The following is a 14,836-nucleotide window of genomic DNA, read 5'->3' on the forward strand; positions in this document are numbered from 1 at the left end:
CTGCTTTTTGTTTTGCGATTAAAAACAAAAATGTATACATTGAGTTTACCTCTTTGAGAAAACTAGACTTGAAAGGTTAAAAAGAGTATGAATGAGAAGTCAACTCTCAAAGATTATTGATATTAAGCATCCATCATAAAAAGTTTGAGTATTCTGTATCGAAATGATTGAAAACCAAGCTGTTTTTTTACGTTTCTTGTTGAAATGGGGTAAAATAAATGTGATACTTGCGAGGTAACTGTTATTAAAAGTGAATGTTTTTGGAAAACACACAAACATTCGTGGAACTGCAGGTATCCTTTTAGACTGGGAAAGTCTAGTAAAACATAACTAAAGACAGAGGTGGAAAAATGAAGGTCATTTTTACAAATAGGGAACGATGTTGGTAAATCCGTTATTATTGAAGAACCTAAAAAACTATTTTTTTCAAATAAATGAAGTCGTTTTTAAACAGTATGACAAAGTAACCTGTTTGAAGACGGTCTAAATAATTCACTCACTCAAAGGAGTCGTCAAATGAAAAAAACAATTACTTTATTTGCATTGATTTTAACCGCAATGGGTTTATTGACCGCTTGCTATTCAAAGGAAGACGTGCCTGAAAAAGCTGAACAAGAAACAAAGGAAGCTGTAGTTATAAATGTCATCCAAGAACTAAACACATTGGATCCCGCCAATGCCGTTGATGTAAATACCATTATTGTAATCAATAATGTTTATGAAGGCTTATATCGTCTAGACGCTGGTAACCAGCCGTTACCAGCTGGGGCTGCAGAGTTGCCGGAAATCAGTGAAGATGGTTTGACCTACACGGTTAAATTAAGAAAAGAAGCTAAATGGTCCAATGAAACACCTGTGACAGCACACGATTATGTCTTTGCTTGGCAACGTGCCCATGGGGATACAAACGCCGGAGAAAATGCTCATTTGTTTAGCAGCATTAAAAATTCTGAGGCGATTATCTTTGATGGCAAACCAGCAACGGAATTAGGCATCAGCGCCATCGATGATTATACATTGAAAGTAGAGCTGACCCATCCAACCCCTTATTTTACTGCACTGCTGGCTTCGTCGGCATTCTTTCCCCTGAACGAAGCCTATGTAAAGGAACAGGGTAAGGAATTTGGTGCTAACAGTGAACAAGCTATTTATAACGGTCCATTTGTTTTGGCTGAATTTGCCGGTCCTGGCAGCGGCAGCAACTGGGAGTATCATAAAAACCCGGCCTATTGGGATGAGAAATCTGTGAAAACAGACACCATCAAAGTCAACGTAGTCAAAGAAATCTCCACGAATGTCAGCCTGTTTGAGAGCGGGGAGACGGATGACGTAAATATCACAGGCGAATTTGTCAAAAATAACTTGGACAACCCGGCCTTTGTTTCTGAAAAACCGGTACAAACTATTTTTATTGGTTACAATCACACCAAAGATTTTTTCCGCAATAAAAAAATTCGTCAGGCAATCTCTTTAGTCGTAGATCGTCAGGAAATAACAGATAATCTGCTGAACAATGGATCGGTACCAGCGACAGGTCTGATTTTTGATGGTCTTTACAGTCATTCGGAAACTGGGGAGGACTTTGTCAAGGCTAGCGGAAATAACCTGAAAATGGACGTAAAAGAAGCTAAAAAATTGTGGCTGGAAGGGAAGAAGGAATTAGGATTATCTGAAACAGACGAAGTTCCCATCCATTTAATCACTTTTGAAAGTGAAGATATGCGCAAAATGAGCGAGTACTTGCAAGCTGTTTTTAAAGAGCATCTACCAGGTGCAAAAATAGAAGCATCGGTTTATCCAACATCAGTCTTTATGGAAAGTGCATCGAAACAAGAGTTTGACCTTTACCTAGTCAGCTGGGGTGTTGATTATCCAGATCCTACCAGTCTTTTTCAGCTATTTCAAAGTAGTGTTGCTCACAACTGGGGAAAATACAACAGTCAAACCTACGATGAAGCGTTGAGAAAAGCCAATGAGGATGATGTGCTGGATGTGGACAAACGCTGGAATGATTTGCTGACGGCTGAAAAAATTCTGATGGAAGAACAAGGTGTGACGCCGCTCTACTTCAGCGGTCCTAACCACCTGCGCAATCCCAAGTTAAAAGGGGTGCAATTTCATAATTCCGGCCCCCGTTTTGAATACAAGGGTGCTTACTTAGAACCATAATAAAATTTTTTAGTAACGGAAACGATGAAAAATTTAAATATATGGTCATCATCAATATCAAGTTTTCATTTTTTGAATAAATACAAAAGGCACCACCTATTTTAAAAGATAGGCGGTGCCTCCTGCTTTTATTTAAGCTCTTATCAACTTTTTTCTCTGAACAATGAAAGAAAATGATACAAAAACTTCGAAAAATTTTGTATTTATGCTTTTTTATATTTCAAATTCATTGGTAGCAATGGATTGAGTGTGGATTTTATCATTCTGATTTTAGTTTGTTGAAAAAAATGCAGATATGGGATAAAGGTATTCATCAGGTGGTGACTTCTTCTGAAAGTAAATTTAGACAGTGCCTGATTATAGGTTTGCAGTGAAAAAATCGGTAATCTTCTCCATCAGTTCAATAGTCACTAAGTGTCCTTCCTCTTGCCCTGTGAGAAAAACAGTTTTCTCAGCGTAGGGTTGCTGCTTGATTCTGTCATAAAAATCTTTTGCCAACGTGTATGGAATGCGCTCATCCAATGTTCCGTGCCAGATTAAAAACGGCCGCCGTGAAATTTTCTCCGGGTGCCGGCTTAAATCAACATCTTTGATCCATTTCAAAATCAGCGCCAATTCATCTGGTAAAAGATAAGGGGATTTTTTGATTTGTCGCTTCATCAAGTTGAAATAAGCCCAGGGTTGAGGTGTTCCCATAATGCTTGCTGCGGCAGATATTTCCGGATGAGTGGTCAATAAAGCAGAAGCCGTGATGCCTCCCATAGAGTAGCCGGCAACACCGATCCGCTGATCTAAAATCCAGTTTTTCCTGCGGGCATAATCTAAAATAATTGAAAATTCCAAAAGGTTGTAGGCAATCGTTGACCAAAAGGTGAATGACGGAATAGAGGATCTGTCCCATTTGTTACGTTCGCCGTGGAACATCGCATCTGGAATGATGACGCGGTAATTATTTTTAGCCAATTTTCTGGCTTGCGTCAGTGAGAGCTCTTTAGTATTTTGCCAGCCATGATAAAATATGATCAGCGGCAGCGGGTCGGAGTATTTATTTTCAGGGATAACTTCAAGTACAGGGATTTCTTTTATCATTCGTTTATGTATTTCTAGTTTCATTTAATCCGTCCTTTGTCAGCATCTTGATGAGAAACTTCTTTTCTTTAGTATACGTAAAGGTTGCGCGGAAGCCAAAGTTAAAGCATTTTTGAAAATTAAAAGTTTGGGATCATTTGATTTTGTGTTATAATGCTACGGGACATGGACGAAAAAGAGGTGAGAAAATGACAACTTTTAAACAAATGGATTTAGCCGATTACTTATTGAAAGCAATCGAAGCAAAAGGTTTTAAAAAACCAACAGAGGTTCAAGAGCGATTGATTCCGATGATTCGAAAAGGAAGAAGCGTTGTCGGGCAATCTCAAACAGGAACAGGGAAAACACATACTTTTTTATTGCCGTTAATGACTGAAGTCGCTGCTGAAAAAAATGAAGTTCAAGTGGTAGTGACGGCACCTAGTCGTGAATTGGCAACTCAAATTTATGATGAAGCGGTAAGATTAGCAAGTTTTAGCGATGAAAAACTGCGTGTGTCATTGATCGTGGGAGGCACGGATAAGCAGCGGCAATTAGAAAAATTGGAGAGTCAGCAACCACATATTGTTATCGGGACACCTGGTCGTATTTTGGATATGATTAATGAACAAGCGTTGAAAATTCATACAGCATCTTCTTTCGTGGTGGATGAAGCGGATATGACGCTTGATATGGGCTTTCTAAGGGAAGTAGATCAGATTGCGGGTAAACTGCCGGAAAAACTTCAAATGTTAGTTTTTTCTGCTACTATCCCGGAAAGTCTGCGCCCTTTTTTAAAAAAATATATGGAAAATCCCCATATCGAAGTTGTGGCATCGAAAGAAGTGATTTCCGATACAATCGACAATTGGCTGATTTCTACTAAGGGACAAAACAGCAACCAGTTGATTGCAGATTTGCTGCAGGTCGGCCATCCATATTTAGCAATTATTTTTGCCAACACCAAGCTTAGAGTAGATGAAATCACTCAATATTTGAAAGAGAAGAATTTTAAAGTGGCAAAAATACATGGGGATATTACTCCCCGAGAACGTAAACGGGTCATGCGCCAGATACAGAACTTGGAGTATCAGTTTGTTGTTGCCACTGATTTGGCGGCTCGAGGGATAGATATTGAAGGTGTTTCCCACATCATCAATGCGGAAGTTCCGCAAGAACTGGATTTCTTTATTCACCGGGTGGGAAGGACCGGCAGGCAAGGATTGCCCGGGACAGCAATCACCTTGTATGAACCGGGAGATGAAGATGCAATCATCCAACTGGAAAAAATGGGGATAGTTTTTCAGCCGAAAGAATTTCGTAAAGGCGAACTTGTGGATACCTATGACCGTAACCGGCGAAAACAACGGGAAAAGCAGACACAGACCCTTGCCCCTGAAATTAAAGGGCTGGTTAAGAAGAAAAAGAAAAAAATCAAGCCCGGCTATAAGAAGAAAATCAAACGAGCTATATCTGAGCAAGAACGAAAACAGCGTAAAATCAGCAGCCGTACCTTACAACGGGCTGAAAGAAGAAAACGTCGAGAACAATTTAAAAAATAAACCGTGCTTCTGCGGTTTATTTTTTTCTTCTTATTAACATCTATACCATTTTAATATTCTGTTGACAAATCCATCTCGTTTAGATAATATTTAAAATGTTTCCAAAGATAAAGGCAAAGGAGGATAGGTGTATACCATTTTAGGATAGCGCCAGTTCTGTTGCGGCAGAAGACGAGGAAAGAACTGATCGAAATGTCGGCGGGTAGTTCTAGGGAGTGCACTCTAAAGATTTTAACAAATAGAATCGTGAGATTTGAACAAAATAAAAATCGCGCACTGGAAACACATCACAATAAGCAGGAAAGTTGGTTAGAGTAATGTGTGGCATTGTAGGATTGATAAGCAAAACAGATATTGTGGACGGATTAGTGAATGGATTGGCAAAATTGGAATATCGCGGCTATGATTCGGCTGGGATTTTTGTAGATTCGGCTAAAACAAAAAGCCGCTTGGTTAAAACAAAGGGTGGGGTACAGGAGCTGAAGTCGGAAATGCTAAAAGCTGGCAGGATTACAGGGAACAGAGGTATCGGGCACACACGTTGGGCGACCCATGGCTTTCCGACAAAAGAAAACGCCCATCCCCATGTTTCTTATGACGGTCGTTTTGTTTTAGTCCACAACGGGGTGATTGAAAATTTTCAAACGATTCAATCCCAACTTGTACAAAACCAGTGGATGTGCGGACAGACAGACACGGAAATGGTGGTGCATCTCATCGCGAAATATGCCAATGACGACAACCTTTCAGCGAAAGAAGCCTTTTTAAAAGCTTTGAAGTTGATTCAAGGGTCGTATGCTTTTGCGTTGATCGACAAACTGGAGCCCGGGGTAATCTATGGGGCGAAAAATAAAAGTCCTTTGCTTATCGGATTGGGTGATCATTGCAATGGGGTGTGCAGCGATCCGCTAGGGATGGCGGGACTGACACAAAAATTTATGGAGTTGAAAGATGAAGAGTTGGCTATCATTACTGAAACTGATGTTGTTGTTGAGGACTATGAAGGCGAAGTTCAAGAAGGAGTACCCTTTGAAATTTTCTCTTGGTCAAATGAAATAGAATTAGGGTCGTATGATTCTTATATGCTGAAAGAAATTGAAGAACAGCCTGCAGTCATGCGGAAAATCATCGCCAACTATACGGCAGAAAATGGTGATGTCTTGATAGACGAGAAGATTATTTCCCAATTGCTGGCTAGTGACCGTATTTATATCCTTGCTTGCGGCACCAGTTGGCATGCCGGCTTGATCGGGAAAAAATTGGTAGAAAAATTAACTGAAATTCCTGCCGAAGTTCATTTGGCCAGTGAATTTGGCTACCATACGCCATTGATCTCAGAGAAGCCTTTTTTCATTTATTTGAGTCAAAGCGGGGAGACGGCAGACAGCCGTCAAGTGTTGATCCAGACAAATAAATGGGAGTATCCTTCATTGACTATCACTAATGTTTCAGGCTCTACCTTGTCGCGTGAAGCTACTTTCACGCTGCCTTTGTACGCCGGCCCGGAAATAGCGGTGGCTTCTACTAAAGCTTACACAGCCCAAATTGCCGTTTTGTCGATTTTAGCTGATGCAGTTGGAAAAGCTAAGAAAGTACCGGCAGCCGAAGCATTTAACAGCGTTTATGAATTGAGTTTAGCCACCCATAAAATGGATAGTGTTTTAACTAATCAGGAAAAATATAAAAAAGTAGTAGAGAAAATGTTGCAACAGACGAGAAATGCTTTTTTTATCGGTCGCGGAACAGATTTTTCGGTCTCGTTAGAAGCTGCATTGAAATTAAAAGAAGTTTCATATATACAGTGCGAGGGGTTCGCTGCGGGAGAATTAAAACACGGTACCATTGCCTTAATAGAAGAAGGCACGCCGGTGTTTGCCTTGATTACAGAGGCAACGACACATCTTCAGACAAGAAACAATTTGAAAGAAGTGGAGAGTCGCGGTGCGGCAACTTGTGTGATTGTAATGGAAGGGTTGGAACAATCCGGGGATGAAATCATTTTGCCGAAGGTGCATGAATTTTATGCTCCATTAATGAGTGTCCTGCCGACACAGTTGCTGGCTTATTACACAGCGGTATTGAAAGGTAATAACGTGGATAAACCGAGAAACTTGGCTAAGAGTGTTACAGTTGAATAGATTATTTTCCTGAAAATTATTGTTGGAGGAGCCCAAAAGTAAAAAAATGGAGAAGTATTTTTGTTTAGTTGACAAAATTCTTGAAAAAAAGGCAGTTCTGCCTTATAATTGGACTATACCAAATGGACATGGAGGATGAGACAAAGATGAATATCGTTGTGGTTAAAGATCAGATTGAAGGCGGCAAAAAAGCTTTTAATATCATAAAAGAAGAAATGAATGCAGGACAGGTGAAAGTATTAGGTTTGGCAACGGGCAGTACTCCGATTACATTGTACGAGGAGCTAGTCAAGAGTGATTTGGACTTTTCTGAGGTGTCTTCTGTAAACTTGGATGAATACGTAGGTCTGTCTGCTGACAATGATCAAAGCTATGATTATTTTATGCGTGAACATTTATTCAACAAAAAACCTTTCAAAGCCAATTATTTACCAAACGGTCTTGCCGAGGATATCGAAGCAGAATGCAAAAGATATGATGAAGTTCTTGAAAATAATCCAATCGACATTCAGATTTTAGGAATTGGGGAAAATGCCCACATCGGTTTTAATGAACCGGGCGCTTCTTTTGATGCCACTACCGAAAAAGTCGCTTTGACCGAGTCAACAATTGAAGCAAACAGCCGCAATTTTGAAAAGAAAGAAGACGTACCTACATTTGCTATCTCTATGGGAATCAAGTCCATCATGTCTGCGAAAAAAATCGTTCTCCTTGCTTACGGGGATAAGAAGGCCCAAGCGATTTTCGATACTGTGGAAGGCAAAGTTACTGAGGACGTGCCAGCCAGTGTTTTGCAAAACCATCCAGATGTGACCATCATCTTAGATGAAGCAGCTGCAGAAAAATTATCAAAGTAAGAAAAAAATAAAGTATGAAACAGCCATCCAACGCAAACTTGAGCGGGAAATGGCTGTTTTTTTAAAAGAGATTTTTAAAAATTCAAACAAGAACTCATGAGTAATATGGTATGATTAAAGAGAGAATAACTCGTGTCAGAAGTTTATTAGGTAATGCTTTGTCTGACTTTAAATACAATTTTTACGGGTCATTTAACCTGGAGTTATGGGGTTTAGAAGAGGTTTCTTATTGTGAAAGTGGAGGATTACGATGAGTTTTTTTGATAACTTCAATAAAGCTGAATTAACTGATGTAGAGCGGACTGTGTATCAATATATTGTAGAAAATGCTGAATTGATACCCTATCAGCGAGTAAGAGAACTGGCGGGAAATGCTCATGTCTCCACAAGCTCAGTACTGCGTTTTTTAAAGAAGATGGGATTTGATTCTTTTTCGGAGTTCAAATTTGATTTCAAGCAAAAGTTGAATAAGCTGGCTATTGAAGATTCTTTCAGCGACCAGCTTTTTGACATTTTAAACCGCCGCAATTTTTCCCAAGACCTTGAACATCAAATCGAAAAAGTCAGCAGACGACTCTACACGGCGGACAGTGTGATTTTTTTTGGTATGGGTGCTTCAGGCAATATGTCGGACTATGTTGCGAGAAAATTGGCAAATATCGGAATGAACGCTCTGAGCATCACAGATCCTACCTACCCGATAAAGAGCCACCTGTCAGGGGAGGACAAGAAAAAAGTTTTGATCGTTTTAAGTACCTCAGCCAATACCAAAGAGGTCATCGAGACAGCACTTATGTTGCAAAATGTGCCTAACTTATTTAAAGTGGCGATTACTGGAAACTTGAGCGGGAAATTAGTTGGGCTGTGCGATTACGTCATTGATTACCATTTAAAACAAGACAGGATGCAAGTTTATTTTGATTTGACCAGTCAGATACCGGCGATATTCATTTTGGAGCTGCTGGTGCAAAAAATAAGAGAACACCAAAAAAGAAACACAGTGTAACATGAGTGTTTCTTTTTTTATTTCTCAAGCACTTGTGCCTAAAGGTAAGTAACCCCTTTCTCTTGCGGAGGGATTATTCTATGATGGGAGTATGAAAGGGGTTTTTCTAATGGATAAATTTAATGCAATCATTGAGTCAAAATTAGTACCTGTTGCCACAAAATTAAATAATCAGCGACATGTGGCCGCGATCCGGGACGCGTTTATGTTTACATTTCCGTTAACACTTGCAGCGTCGCTAGTTATTCTGATCAACAACGTTATATTTTCAAAGACAGGATTTATTGCAGAATTGCTGATGCTGCCCAAGTTTTTTCCAAATTTAGAATCAGCACAGCAGTTGTTGACGCCGGCAGCAAACGGAACAATCAATATCATGTCGATTTTTATCGCCTATCTGGTTGCCAATCTTTTGGCAAAGCATTTCAAGTCAGACGATATGCTGGCAGGATTAACAAGTATCGCTTGTTTCATTATTGTCTACCCTTCGCCATTCAGCATTGAAAATGGGCCTAATGTTTTGGAAACCACCTACTTAGGAGCTCAAGGTCTGTTTGTTGCGATGCTGGTTGGGATTATTGTTGGTGAGTTTTTGCCTAAATTGTTTGGCAATGAGAGATTAAAAATCAAAATGCCTGAGATGGTTCCGCCGGCAGTTGCCCGTTCTTTTTCAGGTTTGATTCCAATCGTTTTGATGATTATGTTTTTCTCGATTGCCAGTTTTATCTTCTCCAAATTTGTGCCGGGCGGTTTGAATGAGCTGATTTATTCAACGATTCAAACACCGCTTAGAAAACTTGGCGGAAATATTTTTGGTGTTTTGATTACGGCGTTTGTTCAAAATCTGTTATGGACAGTGGGTATCCATGGCCCTAATACGATGAATGCCATTCGTTCTGCTATTTTTACAGAGCCGGATTTGGCTAACTTGGAATTCATTAACCAAAATGGTACTGTAGTAGGTGTTCCTTACCGTGAAACATGGTCTATGCTCAACGATGCTTTTGCCAATATGGGTGGTTCAGGGATGACGTTGGGTCTGATCATTGCAATTTTTATTGCTTCAAGACAATCACAGTATAAAGAAATAGCCAAGATGTCTCTTGTTCCAGGTCTTTTTAACATTAACGAAACATTGATGTTCGGACTTCCGATTGTGTTGAATCCAATTTTTATTATTCCGTTTATTTTGACACCGATGGTAAATATTATGATCGGTTATGTGGCGACAGTAGTCTTGAATATCATCCCGTCGCCGGCGATTGGTGTGCCGTGGACGACACCGGGACCGCTCATTCCGTTTTTGGGCACCGGGGGAAATTGGCTGGCATTAATAGTTGGCTTGCTTTGCTTAGCAGTTTCAGTATTGATTTACTTGCCTTTCGTGATTGCAAGTAACAGAGTTTTAGAAAAAAAGAATTCATAGGAGGCTAGCCATGACTAGGAATGGTTTACCAGAAAATTTTTTATGGGGAGGCGCGGTTGCTGCCCATCAGATTGAAGGGGGATGGCAGGAAGGAGGCAAAGGGATAAGTATTGCCGATGTGATGACCGCAGGGCGCCATCAGGTCAGCCGGAAAATCACCCAAGGGATTCAGGAGGGGGAATACTATCCGAACCATGAAGCCATAGATTTTTATCATCGCTACAAAGAGGATATCCAATTATTTAAAGAGCTGGGTCTCAAAGCCTTCAGAACTTCCATTGCCTGGTCGCGAATTTTTCCAAAAGGTGATGAAGTAGAACCAAACGAGGAAGGTTTGCGTTTCTATGATGATTTATTTGATGAGCTGTTAAAAAACGGGATTGAACCAGTTATTACCCTGTCTCATTTTGAAATTCCTTACCATTTATATGAAAAATATGGAGGCTTTAGAAATAAAAAGCTGATTGATTTTTTTGTCCGGTATGCAGAAGTAGTGCTGACCCGTTATAAGGATAAAGTAAAATACTGGATGACATTTAATGAAATCAACAATCAGGCAGATGGACAACATGACCTGCATGCGTGGACCAACTCGGCAATAATCTTTGAAGAAGGCGACAACAAAGAAGAGGTAATCTTTCAAGCAGGGCTAAACGAATTGATTGCCAGTGCCAAGGTCGTCAAGCTGGCAAGAGAGATTAATCCAGATTTTTTGATGGGATGTATGATGGCGTACGTGCCGGTTTATCCGTACTCTTGTAAGCCGGAGGATATGATGGCATCAGTCAAAGTGATGAACCGCCGTTTCTTTTACAGTGATGTCCATGTCAGGGGTGAAATTCCTGCCTACATTTTAAATGAATGGGAGCAAAAAGGTTACCCTATCGATTTCAACTGCCAAGATTTAGAAGCTTTAAAAGCTGGAACGGTCGATTTTATCGGGTTTAGCTACTATATGTCAACGGCTGTTACCACCCTTGATGAAGTTTCAGGATTTGATATCCCAGATTTTCCTAAGGCAAAAATCGTATCTAATCCTTACGTTTCAGCTAGTGATTGGGATTGGCAAATCGATCCGGTGGGCTTGCGTTATATGATGAATGTACTTCATCAGCGCTATAATTTACCGCTTTTCATCGTGGAAAACGGCTTCGGGGCGTATGATAAGCTTGAAAAGGATGACAAAATCCACGATCCTTACCGAGTGGACTATTTATCCAAACATATCCATGAAATGATAAATGCAGTGGCAGAAGACGGCGTAGATCTTCTTGGTTATACTCCGTGGGGTGTCATTGATATCGTCAGCTTTGGTACTGGTGAAATGGAAAAAAGATATGGCATGATTTATGTAGACAAAGACAATCAGGGAGAAGGTACTTTGAGACGTATCAAAAAGGATTCTTTTGATTGGTACCAGCAGGTGATTGCAACAAATGGAGAAAGTGTCATGACCCAAACGGATGAATAAGAAATTCTTTCAGTAATTTTTTCGTTGGAGAGATTGACTTTTCATACCAATATATCAAATATAAGGTCGACAGGAGTCTGTCAATGAATGTGTTTTTGATTCGTTGCTCAGCTCCTGTTTTTTCATATCAGTAGACACTTAAAATCAGTTTATGTCAAACACTTGATTTGAAACCTTTTTTGTTTCTGTGATTTTATGCTACAATAATCAAGATTACAAAATAAAGGACGAGATATTAATGAAAATACTCGCATTAGATACTTCTAACCAGACGATGAGTATCGCCCTTTTAGAAGATGACAAGATGCTTGCCAGCTACACGTCTTCCGTGCATAAAAATCACAGCGTCACATTGATGCCGGCGGTCGAGAGCTTGATGAAAAAAAATAATGTGATGCCTAAAGACTTAGACCGGATCGTTGTTGCAAAAGGACCAGGGTCTTATACGGGTTTGCGCATTGGGGTGACTACTGCCAAAACACTGGCTTGGACGTTGGGGATTGAACTGACAGCTGTTTCAAGTTTAGCTCACTTGGCCAGTACTGTGGCTGAAAAAGAAAAGCTGATCGTACCGGTCTTTGATGCCCGGAGAGGTAACGTATACGCAGGTGTCTACCGTTGGGAAAAAAATAAATTAGACACGGTCGTAGCGGATCAGCATATCGGTTTTAACCGTTGGGTGGAGCAGCTGAGTCACTGGTTTAAGGGCGAAGCCATCGTATTTGTTGGCGAGTTGTCCGTGTCATTAAAAGAACAGATACACTCTCAGCTGACAGAGAATTATGAAATCAATGAGCATTTTCTCTTAAATAGTGTTCAATTGGGCAGATTGGGACGGGAAGAATCACCTGTTGAAGATTTGGCAAGTTTTGTTCCAACCTATTTGAAGCTCGCGGAAGCGGAAGAAAAATGGTTATCAACTCACCCCGAACAGAGGAACCATTATGTTGAAAAAATATAATTTCATCGAACGGATGCGGGAAATACTCAAAGAACATCCTCATCATGAAACTAGTAATGAAACTGCCGCTTTGCCAGATTTTCTTTTGCGGGAAGCACGTTATACTGATATTAAAAAGTTGATTCGTATTCAAAAAGAAGTATACCTTGGCGTGGTATCTTGGGGGAAAGCTATCTTTATCAATGAATTTAATGGTCCCCATCCGGTGATGTACCTTGTGGCAGAATATAAGAGAGAAGTGATAGGATTTGCTGGCATTAGGATTGAGGGAACCACCGGACATATTACTAATGTTGCTGTGATCCAAAAATTTCAGCGAAAAGGTTTAGGAACCAGCTTTCTGCACCGGTTGCTTGACTTTGCCAGACAGCACCACTGTGAAACAGTAACATTGGAAGTGAAAGAGAGTAACAGAGATGCACAAAAATTGTATGAACAATTTGGTTTCGTTTCAATGAAAGTAAAAGAATCTTATTACAATAACAATGAAGATGGAATTTTAATGGCACTCTCTTTAAGGGATGAAATGAATGAAACATAAACAGGATTATTCGTCTCAAAGGCTGTCCCAATTGCTGTGGGAACTTAGCGAGACAGCTTATGACAGTGGTTCGCCTTGGACACAGGCGCAATTTTTAGAATCCATCGTGCATCCTTATCATGATTTTCTGCTTGTTGAACAGGAAAAGCACGAAGAACTTATCGCTTATCTACAGTATCAACAAATTTTTGATGAGGCAGAGATATTGAATATCGTGGTTTCTAAGGAATATCGGCGTCAGAGAATTGCCGAAAGAATGTTAAAGGCATTGATTGACCGTTGTTTAGAGGAACAAGTAGCCTCGATTTATCTCGAGGTAAGAAAAAGCAATCAGGCAGCTGTCAGTCTCTATCAAAAAATGAATTTTAAGTTAATCAATATCCGGAAAAATTATTATCATCAGCCTTTAGAAGACGGACTGATAATGGAAAAGGTTTTGAAGTAAGGTGGAAATAATGAGCATTTTTACAAAAAAAAGGCGTCTGATTTTGGCGATCGAGAGCAGTTGTGATGAAACAAGCGCAGCAGTTGTGGAAGACGGCAATATCATATTATCCAACGTGATAGCGTCACAAATACTTTCCCATCAGAGATTTGGCGGGGTGGTCCCTGAAGTTGCCAGCAGACACCATGTGGAACAAGTGCTGGTTTGCATGGAAGAAGCGATGGCGGAAGCCGGTGTCAAAGCAGAAGATTTAAGTGCGGTGGCTGTGACGGAAGGCCCCGGGTTGGTAGGGGCATTGCTGATTGGTATCAGTGCAGCAAAAGCCTTTGCCTTTGCTAATGATTTACCATTGATCCCTGTCAATCATATGGCAGGTCATATTTATGCAGCACGTTTTGTTACAGAGATGGGCTTCCCTTTGATGGCTTTATTGGTAAGCGGAGGGCATACAGAACTGGTTTACATGAAAGAAGACGGGATTTATGAGGTCATTGGCGAGACTCGGGATGATGCCGTGGGCGAAGCCTATGATAAAGTGGGAAGAGTGCTGGGGCTAGCTTATCCCAGCGGAAAAGAAATTGATGAACTGGCCCGTCTAGGTCAGGATACTTGTCATTTTCCCCGCGCCATGATGAAAGAAGACAGTTATGATTTCAGTTTCAGCGGATTGAAAAGTGCATTTATCAATAAAGTGCATAATGCGGAACAGCGTGGCGAAACTCTTTCTATTGAAAATTTAGCCAGCAGTTTTCAAGCCAGCGCTGTTGAAGTGCTGGTGGAAAAGACCGTTCGTGCATGTGAAAATTATGCCGTTACCCAGTTGATTGTGGCTGGCGGTGTTGCTGCCAATAAAGGATTAAGAACGGCGATGCAGCAGCGGATGAAGCAGGAACTTCCTGAAGTAGATGTTGTTTTTCCGCCTTTGAAACTTTGCGGGGATAATGCAGCGATGATTGCAGCCGCAGCATTTTCTGAGGCTGACAAAGGAAATAGAGCAGATATGAGTCTCAATGCTGACCCAAGTTTGGTATTAGGTGATGTAGAATAGGAAGAAAAGGATTTGAAAGCCGGCTGGTTTTCAAATCCTTTTTAAAGTGTAAAGAAGATTTTAAAAAAAATGGGAAGTGATATCAACATCCAGAGCTTGTTTACAGGTCTTCTATTCAATGTCGTGGATTTTTACTTGACAAAT

Annotated in this window: 12 protein-coding genes; 11 read left to right on the forward strand and 1 reads right to left on the reverse strand. The window is 40.4% G+C overall.

Translation table 11 applies throughout. The features are described 5' to 3' along the window. Positions 1–516 precede the first annotated feature (516 nt). Positions 517–2,169 (forward strand): peptide ABC transporter substrate-binding protein, encoded by a 1,653-nt coding sequence (locus tag AC4PHI_RS03295; RefSeq protein WP_492200897.1) that lies wholly within the window; start codon positions 517–519, stop codon positions 2,167–2,169. 357 nt (positions 2,170–2,526) lie between these two features. Here AC4PHI_RS03295 and AC4PHI_RS03300 read toward each other — a convergent pair whose 3' ends face one another. Beyond that, entirely contained in the window at positions 2,527–3,282 is a 756-nt protein-coding gene (locus AC4PHI_RS03300; protein ID WP_492200898.1) for an alpha/beta fold hydrolase, read from the reverse strand. A gap of 164 nt (positions 3,283–3,446) precedes the next feature. Here AC4PHI_RS03300 and AC4PHI_RS03305 point away from each other — a divergent pair, with 164 nt between their 5' ends. The 10 genes from AC4PHI_RS03305 (at position 3,447) to tsaD (ending at position 14,692) form a co-directional block, all read left to right on the forward strand. Beyond that, positions 3,447–4,799, forward strand: coding sequence for a DEAD/DEAH box helicase (locus AC4PHI_RS03305; RefSeq protein ID WP_492200899.1), 1,353 nt, complete (start codon positions 3,447–3,449; stop codon positions 4,797–4,799). 317 nt (positions 4,800–5,116) lie between these two features. Continuing rightward, positions 5,117–6,937 (forward strand): glutamine--fructose-6-phosphate transaminase (isomerizing), encoded by a 1,821-nt coding sequence (gene glmS / locus AC4PHI_RS03310; RefSeq protein WP_492201528.1) that lies wholly within the window; start codon positions 5,117–5,119, stop codon positions 6,935–6,937. A 146-nt stretch (positions 6,938–7,083) separates the two neighbouring features. Continuing rightward, positions 7,084–7,794: a glucosamine-6-phosphate deaminase gene (gene nagB / locus AC4PHI_RS03315; protein ID WP_492200900.1), complete on the forward strand. Its 711-nt coding sequence runs from the start codon at positions 7,084–7,086 to the stop codon at positions 7,792–7,794. Between the two features lie 250 nt (positions 7,795–8,044). Further along, on the forward strand, positions 8,045–8,800 hold the full coding sequence (locus tag AC4PHI_RS03320) for a MurR/RpiR family transcriptional regulator (protein ID WP_492200901.1): 756 nt from the start codon (positions 8,045–8,047) through the stop codon (positions 8,798–8,800). Between the two features lie 109 nt (positions 8,801–8,909). Further along, positions 8,910–10,226 (forward strand): PTS sugar transporter subunit IIC, encoded by a 1,317-nt coding sequence (locus AC4PHI_RS03325; RefSeq protein ID WP_492200902.1) that lies wholly within the window; start codon positions 8,910–8,912, stop codon positions 10,224–10,226. A 10-nt stretch (positions 10,227–10,236) separates the two neighbouring features. Further along, a complete protein-coding gene (locus tag AC4PHI_RS03330; RefSeq protein WP_492200903.1) occupies positions 10,237–11,697 on the forward strand; it encodes a 6-phospho-beta-glucosidase in 1,461 nt (486 codons plus the stop codon). Between the two features lie 238 nt (positions 11,698–11,935). Beyond that, on the forward strand, positions 11,936–12,658 hold the full coding sequence (tsaB, locus tag AC4PHI_RS03335; RefSeq protein WP_492200904.1) for a tRNA (adenosine(37)-N6)-threonylcarbamoyltransferase complex dimerization subunit type 1 TsaB: 723 nt from the start codon (positions 11,936–11,938) through the stop codon (positions 12,656–12,658). Further along, positions 12,642–13,199 (forward strand): ribosomal protein S18-alanine N-acetyltransferase, encoded by a 558-nt coding sequence (gene rimI, locus AC4PHI_RS03340; RefSeq protein WP_492200905.1) that lies wholly within the window; start codon positions 12,642–12,644, stop codon positions 13,197–13,199. The genes tsaB and rimI (AC4PHI_RS03340) overlap by 17 nt, the downstream gene beginning before the upstream one ends. Beyond that, the gene (gene rimI / locus AC4PHI_RS03345; RefSeq protein ID WP_492200906.1) at positions 13,189–13,644 is read left to right on the forward strand and encodes a ribosomal protein S18-alanine N-acetyltransferase; all 456 of its coding nucleotides are present in this window, start codon (positions 13,189–13,191) and stop codon (positions 13,642–13,644) included. Before rimI (AC4PHI_RS03340) ends, rimI (AC4PHI_RS03345) begins: the two co-directional genes overlap by 11 nt. A 10-nt stretch (positions 13,645–13,654) precedes the next feature. Then, on the forward strand, positions 13,655–14,692 hold the full coding sequence (tsaD, locus tag AC4PHI_RS03350) for a tRNA (adenosine(37)-N6)-threonylcarbamoyltransferase complex transferase subunit TsaD (protein ID WP_492200907.1): 1,038 nt from the start codon (positions 13,655–13,657) through the stop codon (positions 14,690–14,692). The last annotated feature ends 144 nt before the right edge of the window (positions 14,693–14,836 follow it).

This window comes from Vagococcus sp. QWL-13, assembly GCF_058683555.1.

Bases quoted from the DNA above. Each gene is read 5' to 3' on its own strand.
- AC4PHI_RS03295 (WP_492200897.1), top strand. From the start codon at position 517: ATGAAAAAAACAATTACTTTATTTGCATTGATTTTAACCGCAATGGGT.
- AC4PHI_RS03300 (WP_492200898.1), bottom strand. From the start codon at position 3,282: ATGAAACTAGAAATACATAAACGAATGATAAAAGAAATCCCTGTACTT.
- AC4PHI_RS03305 (WP_492200899.1), top strand. From the start codon at position 3,447: ATGACAACTTTTAAACAAATGGATTTAGCCGATTACTTATTGAAAGCA.
- glmS (WP_492201528.1), top strand. From the start codon at position 5,117: ATGTGTGGCATTGTAGGATTGATAAGCAAAACAGATATTGTGGACGGA.
- nagB (WP_492200900.1), top strand. From the start codon at position 7,084: ATGAATATCGTTGTGGTTAAAGATCAGATTGAAGGCGGCAAAAAAGCT.
- AC4PHI_RS03320 (WP_492200901.1), top strand. From the start codon at position 8,045: ATGAGTTTTTTTGATAACTTCAATAAAGCTGAATTAACTGATGTAGAG.
- AC4PHI_RS03325 (WP_492200902.1), top strand. From the start codon at position 8,910: ATGGATAAATTTAATGCAATCATTGAGTCAAAATTAGTACCTGTTGCC.
- AC4PHI_RS03330 (WP_492200903.1), top strand. From the start codon at position 10,237: ATGACTAGGAATGGTTTACCAGAAAATTTTTTATGGGGAGGCGCGGTT.
- tsaB (WP_492200904.1), top strand. From the start codon at position 11,936: ATGAAAATACTCGCATTAGATACTTCTAACCAGACGATGAGTATCGCC.
- rimI (WP_492200905.1), top strand. From the start codon at position 12,642: ATGTTGAAAAAATATAATTTCATCGAACGGATGCGGGAAATACTCAAA.
- rimI (WP_492200906.1), top strand. From the start codon at position 13,189: ATGAAACATAAACAGGATTATTCGTCTCAAAGGCTGTCCCAATTGCTG.
- tsaD (WP_492200907.1), top strand. From the start codon at position 13,655: ATGAGCATTTTTACAAAAAAAAGGCGTCTGATTTTGGCGATCGAGAGC.